Annotated in this window: 12 protein-coding genes; 6 read left to right on the forward strand and 6 right to left on the reverse strand. The window is 67.6% G+C overall.

What is annotated here, in order from left to right; all coding sequences use genetic code 11:
- Positions 1 to 35: 35 nt before the first annotated feature.
- Complete coding sequence (locus ACE191_RS15760) at positions 36 to 695, reverse strand: pseudouridine synthase (protein ID WP_400193198.1); 660 nt, start codon at positions 693 to 695, stop codon at positions 36 to 38.
- A gap of 81 nt (positions 696 to 776) precedes the next feature.
- Entirely contained in the window at positions 777 to 1,253 is a 477-nt protein-coding gene (locus tag ACE191_RS15765; protein WP_400193199.1) for a hypothetical protein, read from the reverse strand.
- A 310-nt stretch (positions 1,254 to 1,563) separates the two neighbouring features.
- Here ACE191_RS15765 and ACE191_RS15770 point away from each other — a divergent pair, with 310 nt between their 5' ends.
- Positions 1,564 to 2,637 (forward strand): M23 family metallopeptidase, encoded by a 1,074-nt coding sequence (locus ACE191_RS15770; RefSeq protein ID WP_400193200.1) that lies wholly within the window; start codon positions 1,564 to 1,566, stop codon positions 2,635 to 2,637.
- 134 nt (positions 2,638 to 2,771) lie between these two features.
- On the forward strand, positions 2,772 to 3,425 hold the full coding sequence (locus ACE191_RS15775; RefSeq protein WP_400193201.1) for a T-complex 10 C-terminal domain-containing protein: 654 nt from the start codon (positions 2,772 to 2,774) through the stop codon (positions 3,423 to 3,425).
- Between the two features lie 122 nt (positions 3,426 to 3,547).
- Here ACE191_RS15775 and ACE191_RS15780 read toward each other — a convergent pair whose 3' ends face one another.
- On the reverse strand, positions 3,548 to 4,666 hold the full coding sequence (locus ACE191_RS15780) for a hypothetical protein (RefSeq protein WP_400193202.1): 1,119 nt from the start codon (positions 4,664 to 4,666) through the stop codon (positions 3,548 to 3,550).
- A 135-nt stretch (positions 4,667 to 4,801) separates the two neighbouring features.
- Positions 4,802 to 5,611, reverse strand: coding sequence for an FkbM family methyltransferase (locus tag ACE191_RS15785; protein WP_400193203.1), 810 nt, complete (start codon positions 5,609 to 5,611; stop codon positions 4,802 to 4,804).
- 223 nt (positions 5,612 to 5,834) lie between these two features.
- On the opposite strand from ACE191_RS15785, the gene ACE191_RS15790 reads away from it, so the two are divergent.
- Positions 5,835 to 6,698, forward strand: a complete 864-nt coding sequence (locus tag ACE191_RS15790) for an SDR family oxidoreductase (RefSeq protein WP_400193204.1) — start codon at positions 5,835 to 5,837, stop codon at positions 6,696 to 6,698.
- 17 nt (positions 6,699 to 6,715) lie between these two features.
- Here the strand turns inward: ACE191_RS15790 and ACE191_RS15795 are convergent, their stop codons facing one another.
- Positions 6,716 to 8,053, reverse strand: coding sequence for a PDZ domain-containing protein (locus ACE191_RS15795; protein ID WP_400193205.1), 1,338 nt, complete (start codon positions 8,051 to 8,053; stop codon positions 6,716 to 6,718).
- Positions 8,054 to 8,346: 293 nt separating this feature from the next.
- Here ACE191_RS15795 and ACE191_RS15800 point away from each other — a divergent pair, with 293 nt between their 5' ends.
- The 3 genes from ACE191_RS15800 to ACE191_RS15810 all read left to right on the forward strand — a co-directional run bounded on the left by ACE191_RS15800 (position 8,347) and on the right by ACE191_RS15810 (position 13,301).
- The gene (locus ACE191_RS15800) at positions 8,347 to 9,783 is read left to right on the forward strand and encodes an aldehyde dehydrogenase family protein (RefSeq protein ID WP_400193206.1); all 1,437 of its coding nucleotides are present in this window, start codon (positions 8,347 to 8,349) and stop codon (positions 9,781 to 9,783) included.
- Positions 9,784 to 10,041: 258 nt separating this feature from the next.
- On the forward strand, positions 10,042 to 12,102 hold the full coding sequence (locus tag ACE191_RS15805; RefSeq protein WP_400193207.1) for an FAD-dependent oxidoreductase: 2,061 nt from the start codon (positions 10,042 to 10,044) through the stop codon (positions 12,100 to 12,102).
- 71 nt (positions 12,103 to 12,173) lie between these two features.
- Positions 12,174 to 13,301: a flavin-containing monooxygenase gene (locus ACE191_RS15810; RefSeq protein ID WP_400193208.1), complete on the forward strand. Its 1,128-nt coding sequence runs from the start codon at positions 12,174 to 12,176 to the stop codon at positions 13,299 to 13,301.
- Positions 13,302 to 13,626: 325 nt separating this feature from the next.
- On the opposite strand, the gene ACE191_RS15815 is transcribed toward ACE191_RS15810, so the two are convergent.
- Positions 13,627 to 14,004, reverse strand: coding sequence for a T9SS type A sorting domain-containing protein (locus ACE191_RS15815; protein WP_400193209.1), 378 nt, complete (start codon positions 14,002 to 14,004; stop codon positions 13,627 to 13,629).
- Positions 14,005 to 14,080 lie beyond the last annotated feature (76 nt).

The following is a 14,080-nucleotide window of genomic DNA, read 5'->3' on the forward strand; positions in this document are numbered from 1 at the left end:
TACGTGAAGTTAAGCGTTCTGAACCGATGGTTGGATTACGGCGAAGGTACGAGAACTTCGGCGGCGCCGGCTGCCGCATTATCAACGAATTCGGGAGCCGCCGCGTTGCCGGGGGCGGACAGCCCGAAGCCGGCCACCTCGCGCACCGCACCCGGGGGCAGGTCGAGCAGCTGCAGGCTGCCCACGCGCACGCGCACAAGGCGCAGGGTGGGAAAGCCCACCGCCGCCGTCATCTTGCGGATCTGGCGGAACTTGCCCTCGGTGAGGGTAATGGAAACCCAGCTGGTGGGCCCATGCCGCTCGTCGCGGATGGGGCGGCTGCGCGGGGGCAAATCGGGGGCCGCGGCCAGCCGCTGCGCCTGGCAGGGGGCGGTGGTGTACTTCACGTCGCGCAGGCCAATTTCCACGCCCTCGCGCAGCCGGACCAGGGCCTCGTCGGTGAGCCGACCGTCGACCTGGGCGTAGTACTGCTTTTCCACGCCGCGGCTGCGCACCCGCTCGCTCAGCACCCCGTCGGTGGTCAGCAGCAGCAGCCCCTCGCTGGCCTCGTCGAGGCGACCCACGGCCATGGTGCCGGCTGGAAAATCGTACAGCTCGCCCAGGAAGCGCTTTTTGCGGCTTTCCCGCGCGTCGTCGCTCACGAACTGACTAAGGTAGCCGTAGGGCTTATGCAGAAGAAAGTGCCGGTGAGCCATGCGCGAGCGGGGTAAGCGGGCCACCGCCCGGCGGCCCCGCACAAAGGTACGCCCACAGGGCGCGGGCGTAAGGCCGCGGGCCTAGCGCACTTTTTCCAGGGTCAGAAACTTGGCGTCGCAGTTCGGCAGCAGGGTGTACTCGTTCATCGAGTTGCCGTAGTTCTGCAGCAGGATGCGCTCCGGCTCGTACTCGCCCCCGATGTAGCCGCTGTCGGCCGCGTGGGCCCGCCGGCCCGGCTCGGCGGCCTGCCAGCCCTCGAAGGTGAGCAGCACCCGCTCGGCTTCCCGCTCTACCCGGAGCCGGCCGCGCACCTCGCCGCTGGCGAAAGTGTAGCCCCGGCCCTGCCGCTCGATGGTAATGGCCAGCGCGCACACGGTCGAATCCGACACCTCGTAGACGCCCGGCACCAGCTCGGGGAAGTTAGCGGCCGGCTCGGCGGCGGAAGCTGCCGGCGGAGCACTGGGGACGGGTAGCGCGGGCGCGGTAGCCGCCTCGGGTCTGGGGTCGGACGAGCAGGCCAGCAGGCCCAGCAGCAAACTCGGGAGCAGGTATTTCATGGCGGCGCGGCGGGCAGAAAAGCGCCGGCGAAGCTACGAAGGCCGGCCGGTGGGGCAAGGACGCCCGCCGTACGGCGGCAGGGAAGCGGGACGGAAGTGGCTCCGGGATTTGGCACTATTCCGCGGCACCCCTTTCGGCCGGCCTATACAGTGCCTATACGGTGGGTATACGGGAAGCCACCTGCCCGGGCGCGGAACGCCGGAGCAAGAAACTGGACGAAACGCAGAAGTAGCGCGCCGAACGGCCGGGCAGGCAACGCCGCGGGCGCGGTGGGCATCTGACCCTGCACAACCCTCAACCCGCCTTGCCATGCTGTCCCTGCTTCTGGCCCTGCAACTGGCCGCCGCGCCGCCGGCCGTTACCATTACCGTTGCCCCGGCCCAGGTGTGGCTGGAAGAGCGCGCGGGCTCCCACCTCAACTTCGACTTCGCCGTGCAGGCCGGGGCCGACTCGCTCTGGCTGCAAAAGGTGGAGGTGTCGGTATTCGACCCCGGCGGGGCGCTGGTGCTGCGCAAGTTCATCGACAACAACGGCTTCAGTCCCTCCATCAGCATCGTCTCGCACCGGGTATTCGCGCCCGGCCAGCCGGCCCTGGTCTTCAATCCCTTCGACTACTTCCCGCCCGACGTGGCAGTGGGCCGGCTGCGCTACGCGTTCGAGTTTCGCGACGCCCGCCGCACTACCGTCAGCCACACCGTGGAGGTGCAGCCCCGGCGCTACCAGCCCCGGGCCGCCCTGCGCGTGCCCCTGAGCGGCCGCCTGCTGGTGTGGGACGGCCACGACGAAAACGCCCACCACCGCCGCCTCGACTACTACCACCCCGTGGCCCAGCAGGTGGGCATCCGCCGCAACTTCATGCGCTACGCCCACGACTTCGTGGTGGTAAACGAGCAGGGCGAAATGCACCGCGGCGACGGAAAGCAGAACGCCCAGTACCCCGGCTACGAGCAGCCGGTGTACGCTCCCGCCGCCGGCCGCGTAGTGGCCGCCTACGCCCGGCAGCCCGACAACGACAACGGCCAGGACTACTTCGACCCCCGCGACCTGGTCGGCAAGGACCCGCTGCTGCTCTACGGCAACTACCTGGTGCTCGACCACGGCCAGGGCGAGTTCAGCGTGCTGGGCCACCTGCGCCAAAATAGCCTGCTGGTGAAGGTGGGCGACCAAGTGCGCGCCGACCAGCCGTTGGCCCGCGTGGGCTCGTCGGGCAGCTCCTACTTTCCGCACCTGCACTACGAGCTGCGCACCGCCGCCGAGCTCAACGCCGAGGGCCTGCCGGCCTACTTCCGCCGCTTCCAGCTGCTGCGCGGCCACCGTTCCCGCGCCGTGGGCCAGGGCGCCGTCGACAGCGGCGACATCATCGTGGTGCCGCCGCGCCGCTAAGTAGTGCCGGCCGTGGGTTTGGAGTGGGCATTACGGCGGCCGGGGGCGGCAACCACGCCGCAAGCTCCGCCGTAAAGCGGCCAACGGCGCGGTATTCGCCGCGCGCTATGTTGCACCCCTTGCTACTCCTTCCCATGAAAAATAAGCTGCTGTTCCTGCCCGTAGCGGCCGCCCTGGCCCTGGCTTCGTGCCAGCAGGACAAATCGGCGGCCGTGGACGCGGCCACCACGCCCGCGGCCGACACGGCCGTGGTCATCGACGACGACGCGGATATGACCGTGTACCAGGATGAGGCCAACCGCACCGCCGATATGGTGGCCACCGACCTCAGCCTGACCGACACCACCCAGACCCGCCGCCTGCGCACCGTGTACTACACCCGCGCCCGCCGCGTGGGCGAACTGGAAAGCCAGTACACCACCGACACCACCGGCCGCTACGCCGCCATCCGACAGGTAGACGCCGACACCGACCGCGAGGTGCGCACCGTCATCAACGACGACACCCGCTACCGCACCTACGAAACCAACCGGGCCCGCTACTACGGCTACGCCGACGCCGAGGAAGCCTCCGAGGCCGACGCCCGCGCCACGGCCAACGGCACCACGCCCCGCCGTCGCGGCCCGGCCATCGTCAAGTACAAAAAAGACGGCAGCGGCACCAAGGTGGAGTACGCCAACGGCACCGTGGTGAAAGTAGACAAGGACGGCGACCGGAAAATCGAGTACCCCAACGGCACCAAGGTGAAGCGCGACGCCGACGACGGCCAGCGCAAAGTGAAAGACTAGTCAGTTTGAACCCGCACTAGATCCCGATCAGCCGGACAGTTCACGAAGACTGGTTCGCCAGCAAAAAAGGCCCGCGCTATTGTAGCGCGGGCCTTTTTTGCTGGCCTGGAGGCAAGCAAATGCTACGGAGCAGGGCTGAGGCCGAAGGCGCGCAGCTCGGCGGCTACGCGCTGGTTCCAGCGGGCCTGGGCCGCCTCGTTTTGCCCGCCCTGGGTTTCGCCGTCGTACTGCTCCTGCAGGCGGTTCATCTCCCACCACGACTGCAGAAACTGGTACTGCATGCGGGCGTCGTAGTTGTCGAGCGTGAGGCTGTCGGGCACCACCTTGCGCTTGAAACGCTCGGCCACCAGCTTCACCAGGTCGAAGTGGCGCTGCTCGTGGCTGAGGGTGTGGGCCGTGCGCGCATCATCGGCTACCCACGACATGCTGCGCACCACGAACACCTGCACGCGCAGCTGCAGCTGCAGCACCCCGCCCACGGTGCGGGCCTGGGCCGTGTAGGCAAAGCTGGGAAACACCGAAGCCGCGTAGCGCCCCGCCGGCCGGGGTGCGGCCCGAAAGTCGCTCAGCTGCAGCGGCCGCGCGGGCGAGTAGTACAGGGTGTCGGCGGCGGGGCCGGTGACGTCGGTGGCCTGCACGCGCAGACTGGTGGCGAGCTTGGCGTTGCCGTTTACCTCGCGGTTGATCCAGTGGTGGAGGTAGCCCAGGCTTTCGGCCAGGGCCTGGCGCAGGGCGGGTTCGGCGCCTCCCGGCTGGGCCGCGGGCCGCAGGTAGCGGGCTGCCCCGCGGTAGTCGGTCAGGTGAATGCGGCGGCCATTTCGCTCCCAGTCAAAGGCCATGCTCAGCGTTACGCGGCCCTCCACCCGGCCCGGGGCACCGGCGGCCGGGGCTTCCCGCACCTGGCACTCGCGCAGCCGAATGGTGACCGGGCGCAGGGCAGGATTGCGCGCCAGGCTCTGCCGCACGTAGTCCTGCAGGGCCCGCTGCGCCCCGCCCTGCAAATCGACGGGTTGTGCGGGCTGCTGCTTGCCGCCGGCCGCCGGCGGGGGCAGCAGCCAGGCTACGGCGCTGCGGTCGGCCCGCTCGTCGAGCACCGCGGCCACGTAGAACTCGGTGGGCGTGAACGGCAGCGGCGCGGCCCGCAGCACCAGCGGCGGCAGGGGTGGGGCAGACCGGGCCCCCAGCGCGGCGGGCAGCCCCAGCAGGCCGGCCAGCAGCCAGCGGCCCAGCACGGCGGGCATCAGCAAATGAAGAAGGGCAAACCGGGGCATAGCGGGCCGCGCCCGGTCCGAGGCAGCTTGGCCGGGGCACGGGCAGCCAACACCGGCCGGCGTCGCGCAGTTTCTTTGCCGGCGAAAACCCCGCTCCGCGGTCGGCTAGAGCTTGGTGCCGTACACCCAGTCGTCGATGTAGTCGATGCCGGTGTGCTGAAACTGCAGCTGGTAGCCGTTGGCGGCCAGGTAGTCGGCCACCAGCTCCTTGGTGCGAAAAAACTCGTTGTGCTCTTTGCGGAAGCGGAAATCGTGGCAGGCAATGGCCACGTGGGGCACCACTACGTCGGTGGTAGCGAAAAAGTCGCTCAGAAACCGCTCGGCTCCCTCGATGTTGACCTTCAGAAAGTCGATGCGCCGCAGTCCCTGCTGCCGGCAAAAGTCCTGCAGCGGCCAGCCCTCCACCTCGTGCAGGTTTTCGGTGCTGGCTTGGTCCAGCGTCGAGCCGAGGTAGTTGGCGGGGTTGTCTTCGATAACCACTTTCTCGCGCACCGGGCTCAGCGCCAGGTTGTAGACCGAAACGTTGCCGAGCTGGTTGTCGGCCAGCACCTGCCGCAGCACGTCGTACACCACCGGGTTGGCCTCGATGGCGAAAACCCGCCCCTGCGGGCCCACCAGCCGGGCAATGATGGACGACTCTTCGCCCAGCCCCGCCCCGATGTCGACTACCGTGTCGCCGGGCCGGGGCACGTAGTACTTGCAGCCCACGGCGTAGAGGGCCTGCTCGAGGTGTTCCCGCGTCAGGTACCAGTTGAAGCCCTCCGACGCAATGCCGAAGCCCTCGACGTTGTAGAGGTAGAAGCGCCCCTGGTGAAAGATTTTCAGGTCTTGCAGGTTGCGGTGGTTGCGCCGATAGCCCAGCTTGCAGATCAGATACAGCAGGTGCCGGTTCTTGACGACTTTGGCAATGTTCATGGGCACTTGGGGGAAAGCGCAGCGGCAACTGCCGGCCGGGTGAAACAACGAAGCGAGGAGCGGGGCGACGGCCGTAGCAGCCGGGGCCGGCTTAAATATAGAAAACCAGGAATGTCTCCGCGTCAGCCCGCGCCCGGGGCCGGGGCGCAATCTGAACAATAACCCCCGGACCGGGCACGCCGTTTTTCGGGGCTCCACTTCCGTGCTTATTCCCGTACGCCTCATGGAAAACAAACCCACCACGCTGCCCCCGCAGCAGCAAGACCAGCAGCCCGGCATCGAGCAGGAAATGACCCCGCAGCCCGAGTACATCCGGCCCGGCTACCGCGGCAGCGGCAAGCTCGAGGGCAAGGTGGCCCTTATTACCGGCGGCGACTCGGGCATTGGCCGCTCGGTGGCCGTGCACTTTGCCCGCGAGGGCGCCGACGTGGCCTTCACCTACCTGCCCAGCGAGGAGCAGGACGCCTACGCCACCCGCCAGCTGGTGGAACAGGAAGGCCGCCGCTGTCTGACCTTGCCCGGCGACCTGCGCGACGCGGGCTTCTGCAAGTCCATCGTCGATCAGACCGTGCAGGAACTGGGCCGGCTGAACGTGCTGGTGAACAACGCCGCCGAGCAGTTCGTGAGCGAGGACCTGCAGCAGGTCGACGACGCGCAGTGGCGCGACACCTTCGAGGTCAACTTCTTTTCCTTCGTGCGCGTGACGCGGGCCGCCCTGGCCCACCTGCAGGCGGGCGACTCCATTATCAACACCTCCAGCATCAACGCCTACCGCGGCAACCAGCAGCTGGTCGACTACACCTCCACCAAAGGTGCCATTACGGCCTTCACCCGCTCCATGGCCCAGCAACTGGCCGAAAAGCAGATCCGCGTCAACGCCGTGGCGCCGGGCCCGATCTGGACGCCGCTCATCCCAGCCAGCTTCCCGCCTGAAAAAGTCGCCTCCTTCGGCAAAGACACCACCATGAAGCGCCCCGGCCAGCCCTCGGAAGTAGGGCCCTGCTACGTGTTCCTGGCCTGCCCCGACTCGTCCTACATCACCGGGCAGGCCCTGCACCCCAATGGCGGCGAAATCCTCAATACCTGATGTTGGGCCAGTGGAGGTCAGGCTTTCTGCTTGCGCACCTCGTCGAGCCAGCGCACGATAACGGTCATGAACTCGAAGTTCTGCGCGGGCGCGGCGGCCTCGCTCAGCTTCAGGCTCTCGCTCATGTCGCGGGCGCGGACGAAGCCATGATCCACATCGGGTAGGCGCTGGTAGCGGGCCTTGCCGGGGTGGGCGCGGTTCACGATGTCGGCAATGAGCTGCTGGTCTTCGTCGTAGGAAATGTAGTCGGCCGCGCCGCGCAGGGCCAGCACGTGGGTGTTCAGCTGCTGCCAGGCCGCGGCCAGGTTGGTGTGCTGCCACTGCTGCATGTAGCGGTAGTGCTGCGGAAAGCGCAACAGCTCGCCGGCATTGGGGTAGCGGGCCAGCACCTGCTCGGGCGTCTGCTTTTCGGTGAGCAGCAGGTGCAGCACGGCCGCGTAGAGCTGCTGCTGCTCGTTGATCTGGTCGTAGGGCATGCCCTGCAGGGTGCTCTGGTTGCGCTTGTTTGCCAGCAGGTACTCGATGAAGCTGCGGCTGGCCGTGCCCCAGGTGACGATGCCCTTAATAGGCTGCCCCTGGGCCACCAGCGGCGCCATCACCCCGCCGATGCTGAAGCCGGTCAGGAAGATGTTGTCCTGGTCGACCCAGGGCAGCTGGCGAATGGCGGCCAGCCCGGCCTTGTAGCCCCCGGTTTCCATCTCGAAGTCCGACTCCATGCAGGGCGTGCCGCGGCTGTCGCCCATGCCGGTTTTCTCCACCCGCATGGTGGCGTAGCCGTGGCGGCTCAGCGAGTCGATGATGCGCCGCTCGGTGCTGGCGGGCGCCAGCGGGTTGTCGACGGAGTGGCAGCTCACGCCCTGAATGAACAGCACCATGGGATGCCGCTGCTGGGCGCTGCCCCGGGGCCGGGTGATGATGGTGCGCAGCTGGTTGGGCCCAAACTGCACCGACGAGTACTGCACCTCGTGAAAGGCACTGGTTTCGGCCGGGTAGGGCTTGAAGGCCACTTTGCGGCGGATGGTTTTGCCGTTGCGCAGCAAAGTGAAGGTGGCCGTGGCGCCGGTGGGATACTGCTTGAGCAGGCCCACGAACTGCGGTACGTCCTGCACCGCGGCGTCGCCCACTTTCACCACCACGTCGCCGCCCTGCAGCCCGGCGGCCTGGGCCGACGATGCCGCGCGCACGCCCGTCACCAGAATGCCCTGCTGGTTGGGCAGGCGGTGGCGCTGCTGAATGCTGTCGTTGATGCCGCGCAGGTTGATGCCCACGAAGGCACGGCGGGGTAGTTCCTGGGCCAGGGCGGCGGGGCCGGCCAGCAAGGTGGCGGCCAAAGTGAGAATACGCGTTGTTTTCATGCGGAAAAAGGAAGCAAACGGAACGAAGCGCCGCGCCCAACGGAACCATTTTCGGCCCCGGCCGGCGCGCCGTACATAGAAACCGGGGCCTGGCAAAAGTTGCTTCCGGCTTCGGTGCGTGGCCGCCCGCCAGGCCCGCAAACCGTACCGGCTCACTTGAATGCCAGGCCGGCACCACCGGAAACCAAGCCCCAGCGGGCCGGCGCGGCCGGCGGCTACTTTCGGAATGCGGCAACTTCGGCGGGGCTATTTCGCTTATCTTGGAGTTGCTCACCTCGTTTCCCGTTGCCCGCATGCCGCTGCCCGAAGCCCCCGTTGCCAACGCCCTCGACATTCCCCGGCTGTTTGCCCGGCAGCAGGCCCGCAGCGAAGTGCTGCGGCGCGAGCCGGCCGAGGCCCGTGCCGCCCGCCTGCGCCGCCTGGGCCAGTGGATGACGGCCAACCGCGCCGCCATTCAGCAGGCCCTGTACGCCGATTTCCGCAAGCCCGCCGAAGAAACCGACGTCACCGAAATCTGGGCCGCGCAAACCGAGCTGCGCCACACCCTCAAGCACCTGCGCCAGTGGATGCGCCCGCGCCGGGTGGGCACGCCGCTGGCCTTGCTGGGCACTACTTCCTGGGTGCAGGTCGAGTCCAAGGGCGTGTGCCTGATCATTGCCCCCTGGAACTACCCGTTTTACCTGGCCGTCGACCCGCTCATCTCGGCTTTGGCCGCCGGCAACTGCTGCATCATCAAGCCCTCCGAGATGACGCCCCAGGTCTCGGCCCTGCTGGCGCGCATGGCCCGCGAGGTGTTCGACCCGGCCGAAGTAGCCGTAGTCGAGGGCGACCGGGAAGTGGCCACTGAATTGCTGAGCCTGCCCTTCAACCACACCTTTTTTACCGGCTCGCCGCAGGTGGGCAAGGTGGTGATGCGCGCCGCCGCCGAGCACCTGACCAGCGTCACGCTGGAACTGGGCGGCAAGTCGCCGGTCATCGTCGACGAAACGGCCGACCTGCGCGACGCGGCCGAGAAAATCGTGTGGGGCAAAAGCATCAACGCCGGCCAGACCTGCGTGGCGCCCGACTACGTGCTGGTGCACGAGCGCGTACAGGCCGCGCTGATCGGGGAAATCCGGGCTGTGGTGCAGCGCTTCTACAACGCCGACGGGCGGGGCGTGGCCGCTTCCGACTCGTTTGCGCGCATCGTCAACGGCCACCACTTCCAGCGCCTGGCGGGGCTGCTCGAAGATGCCCAGCGCCAGGGTGCCGTGGTCGAGCTGGGCGGCAGCGTCGACCAGAGCCAGTGCTTTATCGAGCCCACCGTGCTCAGCCAGGTAGCACCCGACAGCCGGCTGATGCAGGAGGAAATCTTCGGGCCGCTGCTGCCGGTACTGTCCTTCGGCAGCCTGATGCAGGCCGCCGACTTCGTGAACCAGCGGCCCCGGCCGCTGGCCCTGTATGTGTTCAGCCGCAGCACGGCCCAGCAGCAGTACCTGCTCGAGCACATTCCGGCCGGCGGGGCTTGCGTCAACGAAACCATCCTGCACCTGGGCCACCCCGAATTGCCCTTCGGCGGCGTGGGCAACAGCGGGCTGGGCAAAACCCACGGGCGCTACGGCTTTTTGCAGTTCTCCAACGAAAAGGCCGTGCTACGCCAGCGCGTGGGCCGCACCGCGCTCAAGGCCTTCTACCCGCCCTACACCCCGCAGGTGCGCAAGCTCATCGACTGGCTGCTGCGCTATCTGTAGCCGGGATGCCGTGCGGCTGAAATTGCACGGAAAGGAGTTGTGAGCTGCCTTATTTAAAGGTGGTAGCATGAAAAATACCCGCTAGTGGGTATTTCACAGGCGTTGAGCAAGCGGTATTTTGCGTCTTGCTACGGGGGATTCTCCCGGGTGGATACCGGACTTTAGGGCCAAATTGTTCGGCTTGCCGAGTTCTTGCGGGAATGTTGTATTTAGCACACAGGCGGTAGCCGCCCGGTTTACTTTTTTACCCTCGTGGCCATGCTTTTTTCTCCTGAACAGCGGCTTACCCTGGCTCTGTTGGCCGATGCCTTCGTTCCGGCCGTTCCGGCGCAGGCTGCGGCCGGCGGGTTCTGGCTGCGCCGCGGCTCCGAGGGCATCAACCAGGAGCAGCTGCTGGCCGCCATTGCCGCCCAGCCCGTAGCCGCGCAGCGACAGTTCGCCCAGCTGCTCGACCTGCTGGGCAGCCCGCTGCTGGGGCTCACGTGGTGGGGGCCGCTCAAATCGTTCGGGCAGCTGAATGAGGCGCAGCGCGAGCAGCTGCTGCAGACCTGGGCCGGCAGCCTGCTGCCCCCGCTGCGCCAGGGCTTTCAGGCCCTGCGCAAGCTTTGCACCTTTCTGTACTACGGCGGGGCGGCCGCGCAGGAGCTGAACCCCAACTGGACCGATATCGGCTACCCCGGCCCGCTGGCCCTGACCGACGGCGTGGTGGACACGCCGCGTCCTCTGCCTACCCTGCAGCCTGCCGCTGATGTTAACTACGACTGCGAGGTGCTGGTGATTGGCAGCGGCGCGGGCGGGGGGGTGGTGGCCGGCGAGCTGGCTGCGGCCGGCCACGACGTGCTGGTGCTCGACAAAGGTCCTTACTGCCACGGCTGCGACTTTACCCAGCGCGAGGCCGACATGATCGGGCACCTCTACGACGCCCGCGGCACCCTGAGCACCACCGATGGCGGCGTGACGCTGCTGGCCGGTAGCTGCCTGGGCGGGGGCACTACTGTGAACTGGGCCGGCTCGTTTCGCACGCCCGACTACGTGCTGGAGGAGTGGGCCCGCGAGCATGAGGCGCCGCACTTCACCCAGGCGTCCTTCAAAGCCAGCCTCGACGCCGTGACTGAAGCGCTGAGCGTGAACACCGACTACACCCGCCACAACGGCCAGAACCAGGCCCTGCTCGACGGCTCGCGCAAGCTGGGCCACGAGGTACGCCTGATTCCGCGCAACGAGAAGGGCCTGGACGACTCCGACGCGCACTTCCGCGGCCTGGGCTTCAGCACCTTTGGCGACCGGTACGGTATCAAACAAGGCACGCTGAATACCTACCTGAAAACCGCCGCCGCCCACGGGGCCCGGCTGCTGCCCAACACCCGCGTCGAGCGCATCAGCCTCGAAGCCGGACGGGCCAGCGGAGCCGAAGCCGTGTACACGGCCGCCGATGGCCAATGCTTCCGCGTGACGGTGCGCGCGCGTTGCGTGGTGGCGGCCGGCGGGGCCATTCAAACGCCCGCGCTGCTGCTGCGCAGCGGCCTGCGGCATCCGCACCTGGGCCGCCACCTGCACCTGCACCCTACCGTGGCCGTTTCGGGCGTGTATCCCTGGCCTATCGAGGCTTGGTACGGCCCGAGCATGTCGGTGGTTAACGACAGCTGCGCCCGGCTGGGCGGCACCAACTTCGGCGCCAAGATTGAAACGCCCCCGGCCCACGCCGGCCTCATGGCCATGACCCTGCCCTGGTTGTCGGGCGAGCAGCACAAACGCCTGATGCAGCAGGCGCCGAACCTGGGTTCCTTCATCGTGCTGACCCGGGACCGGGACGGCGGCCGCGTGCGCACCGACCGGCAGGGCGCCCCGCTCATCGACTACCAACTCAGCGCCTTCGACCGGGCCAACATGCTGCGGGCCGTGGCCACGGCGGCCGAAATTCACGCGGCGGCGGGTGCCCATACGGTGTACCTGCCCCACGGCACCCTGCCCACTTTGCAGGTGCGCGACGGCCGGATTCAGAACCGCGAGGTGCTCGACGGGCTGCCGCGGCTGAGCTGGCAGCCCAACCGCTTCAATCTCTACAGCGCCCACCAGATGAGCACCTGCCGCATGGGCGGCAACCGGGCCACGCACCCCACCAGCCCCAGCGGCGAAACCTACGAGGTGCCCGGGCTGTACGTGGCCGACGGCTCGGCCTTCCCGGCCTGCAGCGGCGTCAACCCCATGCTCACCATCATGGCCCTGGCCCACCACACCGCCCAGCAGCTGAAAGCCGTACTGCCCGCCTCGGGCCGCACGCAACAGCGGCCGCTGCCAGTACCGCTGCCCACGGCCTGACCCTCGATGATGCATCCGTCCGGGTGCGCCCCCCCTTCCCGATAGCTCCGCCTGCGCCTTCCGCACCTGTTATGTCTGAACGCTACTCCGATGCTGCCCAGCCCTGCTTCCGCACCGACGTCCTCATCATTGGGGCCGGGCAGGCTGGGCTGGCCGCGGCCTACTACGCCCGGCAGCTGGGGCTGAAATGCCTGCTGGTGGATGAACAGGCGGCGGTAGGAGCGGCCTGGGCCGAGCGCTACGACTCGCTGCAGCTGTTTTCGCCGGCCTGGGCCAGTAGCCTGCCGGGGTGGCCGTGGCCGGGCGACCCACTGCGCTACCCCACCAAGGACGAAGCCGCCGAATACCTGCGCCGCTACGCCGCCCGCTTCGGCTTCGACGTGCACGCCCGGCAGCGCATCGTGCACCTGCGCGCTATTGCCCGTAGCGGCTATGAGGCGTTTTCCCAGACCGGCAGCTGCTACATTGCTCGTTACGTGGTGGTGTGCACCGGCGGGTTTCAGGCGCCCAAAGTGCCGCCGATGGCTCGCCAGCTCGGCGCCGCCGTAACCCAGCTGCACAGCCGCGACTACCGCCGCCCAAGCCAGCTGCCCGGCCAGGGCCCGGTGGCGGTGGTGGGCAGCGGCAACTCGGCCCTGCAGATTGCCGCCGACCTGGCCCGCACCAACCGCCCGGTGTTCCTGGCCTTCGACGAGCGGACCCCTGCTCTGGCCAACAACACCCTGCTGTGGATTATGCTGCGGGTGTCGGGGCTGATGCGGGCTTCGCGGCACGGCCGCATCGGCGCGCGCCTGCACCAACGCCCCGAGCCGGTGGTAAGCCAGGATTTGCGGCAGCTGCGCCGCCTGCCCAATGTGCAGTGGATGGGCCGGGCCGAGGCGGCCGTCGACGAGCGGCGCCTGCAGGGGCAGCGGCTCATCACCTCGCCGCTGGAAGCGGTGGTGTGGGCCACCGGCTTCGGCCCCGACTTTGGATGGATGGAGCTGCCCGTGCTGGACGAGCGCGGCTACCCCGTGCACCACCGGGGTCTGACGGCCCTGCCGGGCCTGGCGTTTCTGGGTTTGCCCTGGCTCAACAGCCGCGACTCGGCCCTGCTGGCCGGTGTAGGACGCGACGCTCGTCGGGTAATGCGGGCGTTGGTGGCGGGCCAGATGGCACCGGTCGAAAAATTGAACCCAACCTCGGTAGTCCCGCGTTAGAAGGCTACCTTTACCGTAGAGGTTTTTCTCGTCTTCTCCCGATTCGCCGATGATGATTCTCGCTTCCCTTGCCGAGCAGCTGGCCGCGCTGCTCGACCGTTTGCTGGGCGGACGCACCCCCCAGCTGCAGCCCGTACCCGTTCGGGTACAGCGCTGATTTCCCCCGAACCCGAACCTTGACTGCCCTTCCTGTCCGGAAGGGCTTTTTTTATGGCTTTTCCGTGAGGCCGTTTAGCGGCCGCTCAGCCCGTACCGAGGACGAGCGGGCACAAAAAAGCCGCGGCTCTTTGGGCCGCGGCTTTTAAGCAAAAAGTATTGAAAGGCGCTAGCGGATAACCAGCTTGCGCATTACGCTGGTGTTGTCGGCGTCAATTTTTACGTAGTAGAGGCCGTTGGCGAACCGGCTCAAATCCAGCGTGCGGGTAAAGCGGTTGTCCAGCTCGGTAATGGTTTCGCGGTACACCACCGTGCCAATGACGTTCAGCACGCGCAGCTCGGTGCGGCGGCCTTCGAAGCCCGACACGGCCACGTGCACGATGCCGGTACTGGGGTTGGGGTAAACCAGAATGCTTTTTTCTTCGCCGCTGCTGGCCGGCCGAACGGCGGCAGGAGCGGAAGCCTGGGCGGCGGCGGGCAGGCTGCTTTGCAGACAGCACACGCTGAAAACGGCCACCAGAACCAGATAAAGTAGTTGTTTGGACATAGAGAAGCGGGGAAAAGTGCCCAACCAAATTAGCGGGCGGGCTTGCCGTGCAAACCGACCACAAAAGTAACGCGCT

It is taken from the genome of Hymenobacter sp. B81 (assembly GCF_044628455.1).
Taxonomy (GTDB): domain Bacteria; phylum Bacteroidota; class Bacteroidia; order Cytophagales; family Hymenobacteraceae; genus Solirubrum.

Bases quoted from the DNA above. Each gene is read 5' to 3' on its own strand.
- ACE191_RS15810 (WP_400193208.1), top strand. From the start codon at position 12,174: ATGTCTGAACGCTACTCCGATGCTGCCCAGCCCTGCTTCCGCACCGAC.
- ACE191_RS15765 (WP_400193199.1), bottom strand. From the start codon at position 1,253: ATGAAATACCTGCTCCCGAGTTTGCTGCTGGGCCTGCTGGCCTGCTCG.
- ACE191_RS15795 (WP_400193205.1), bottom strand. From the start codon at position 8,053: ATGAAAACAACGCGTATTCTCACTTTGGCCGCCACCTTGCTGGCCGGC.
- ACE191_RS15805 (WP_400193207.1), top strand. From the start codon at position 10,042: ATGCTTTTTTCTCCTGAACAGCGGCTTACCCTGGCTCTGTTGGCCGAT.
- ACE191_RS15800 (WP_400193206.1), top strand. From the start codon at position 8,347: ATGCCGCTGCCCGAAGCCCCCGTTGCCAACGCCCTCGACATTCCCCGG.
- ACE191_RS15770 (WP_400193200.1), top strand. From the start codon at position 1,564: ATGCTGTCCCTGCTTCTGGCCCTGCAACTGGCCGCCGCGCCGCCGGCC.
- ACE191_RS15790 (WP_400193204.1), top strand. From the start codon at position 5,835: ATGGAAAACAAACCCACCACGCTGCCCCCGCAGCAGCAAGACCAGCAG.
- ACE191_RS15775 (WP_400193201.1), top strand. From the start codon at position 2,772: ATGAAAAATAAGCTGCTGTTCCTGCCCGTAGCGGCCGCCCTGGCCCTG.
- ACE191_RS15780 (WP_400193202.1), bottom strand. From the start codon at position 4,666: ATGCCCGCCGTGCTGGGCCGCTGGCTGCTGGCCGGCCTGCTGGGGCTG.
- ACE191_RS15815 (WP_400193209.1), bottom strand. From the start codon at position 14,004: ATGTCCAAACAACTACTTTATCTGGTTCTGGTGGCCGTTTTCAGCGTG.
- ACE191_RS15760 (WP_400193198.1), bottom strand. From the start codon at position 695: ATGGCTCACCGGCACTTTCTTCTGCATAAGCCCTACGGCTACCTTAGT.
- ACE191_RS15785 (WP_400193203.1), bottom strand. From the start codon at position 5,611: ATGAACATTGCCAAAGTCGTCAAGAACCGGCACCTGCTGTATCTGATC.